Source organism: Nostoc sp. ChiQUE01b, assembly GCF_034531255.1.
Lineage (GTDB): Bacteria > Cyanobacteriota > Cyanobacteriia > Cyanobacteriales > Nostocaceae > Nostoc.
Map to the genome: position 1 here is coordinate 1 of NZ_JAVRBM010000198.1, position 1,756 is coordinate 1,756.

At 45.0% G+C, this 1,756-nt stretch carries 2 protein-coding genes; both read right to left on the bottom strand.

What is annotated here, in order from left to right:
• Positions 1 to 115 precede the first annotated feature (115 nt).
• Positions 116 to 565, bottom strand: a complete 450-nt coding sequence (locus RMY63_RS41590) for a DUF1257 domain-containing protein (RefSeq protein WP_322734258.1) — start codon at positions 563 to 565, stop codon at positions 116 to 118.
• Positions 566 to 709: 144 nt separating this feature from the next.
• On the bottom strand, positions 710 to 1,723 hold the full coding sequence (locus RMY63_RS41595; RefSeq protein WP_322734259.1) for a hypothetical protein: 1,014 nt from the start codon (positions 1,721 to 1,723) through the stop codon (positions 710 to 712).
• Positions 1,724 to 1,756 lie beyond the last annotated feature (33 nt).

Consider the following 1,756-nt stretch of genomic DNA (forward strand, 5'->3'; position numbering starts at 1 on the left):
GGGATTTTATTCTTGATGCTTTATTTGCATCAAATTTTTCGTGAAATGGTATCAGCCTCTACACGAACTTCACCTGTAGCGCTGTCAAAATGAATCAGTATTGACCGTTCCATATTTATCTCCGTGCAAATTGTTGAACTTCCTGATGTCCGGCAAAAGTTAGGCGTAGGGTTTGCACGGTTCCGTTAGTTGATTCAGCGATCGCGCATTCACCAAACCTTTCTTGTAACTCGGCGGCTTTAGCGCGAACCATCCGTTGTCCATAAGCCAGCATTAGTTTATTGCTGAAAAAGTCTTTGCCCAGCTTCGGAACTGTCTCGTAGCTGTCGTGTATCACATCGTACACACCACTTGACTGATTCCATTTGAACCCGATGTCTGCACGGGCTTTTATGGTGCGACCAGATACGATAATTTCAGCGCTTTGTCCTTGAGAGCCACCGTAGTATCCTTTTAGTGGCTGCGCTTTTTCATGAACTTGCGGTGATAGGTTTAGATCCGTGAGAGCTTGCACCAAACACTCGTGATTGCTTAATTTGGTTTTGACTGTTGAGAAATGTGACACAAGTTATCTCCTTAGTTGTAAAACTGGTTTGAGAAATAGTAGAAGTGAGATATCCTTTTTGAGGTGAACACCCCAGAGGTGAACACCATATTTCCAATTCATTAGTTAGTCTTGAGCGAATACACCCTCGCCCAAGACTGTTTTTTACCTAAACTTGAAGGACATCACGGTAGCTTTCGATAAGCCCACGTCGTCAGCCGCAAGTGATTGTAGATTGCGCTGTTCGTCTAACAACTTGGTGCGGATCTCTTGCATTTTTTGCTGCAATTGACTGCGCGTATCTGAACCCAGATTCTTCGACTCAATCGCTGGATCGTTAACGATAGAATCTAAGTGCGCCATCATCGCCTCCAAGCTAATGCCAGCCTCCGGGTCAGCATTCGCTAGTAGTACCTGAACCTTCATCAGATGGCGTTGCATCTTTTTTTTGAACTGTACGGGCTTACGTCCTGGCTCCCAATCAGCCAACTCTTCGAGCAACTGCGCGGCGAGTTGTTCACCGCCAGCGATCGCTGATTCCCGTAGCCTTTGTTCTAGATTTTGGTCATACTGTTGGATGAACTTGGTAATCTGGTCTAGGCATTCGGCTTGCTGCTGGTTCAGTTGTTCGGACAATGCCGGGATAATCACCGGGCGACCAATAACGACTTGCAAATAGTCTTCGAGATCGGTCAGAGTCGGAAATGCTCTTAGCAAGTTAGCTTTTACAGATTCTTGCTTATCCTGTGCTAATTCCCAAGTGTTAAGTGAGAGGAACTGGTCAATCCGTTCCTGGTAATCTACAAGTCCCGCTTCGTAATCAGCTTTTAATTGATTGCGTAAACCAGGGGCAATATTATCCCTAATATTGATTAACTGATTCCACACAAGTGGAGCCAAATCAATAGGACAGACCCAATCACCAGTATCAGCAGACATCCATTCTTGAACTGAAGCAATCTCTTGCCTCAATTGGGCAGCAGCTTCATCCAACTTCTTGAATACCTTGATACCCCGCAAACCGACTTCGGAATTTGTGACTTTCACGAGGTCTGATTCTACTTCACTAATTTCAGCTTTTAGTACATCTGCCCATTTGGGAGCAGCAGACTTTGTACTTTTCTTCAACTGGATACGAAATCTGATGCGGGTTTTATTTATAGCAACGGACAAGGCGATTAGGACGCTGTGCGAAGCACATCTTCCATAGCA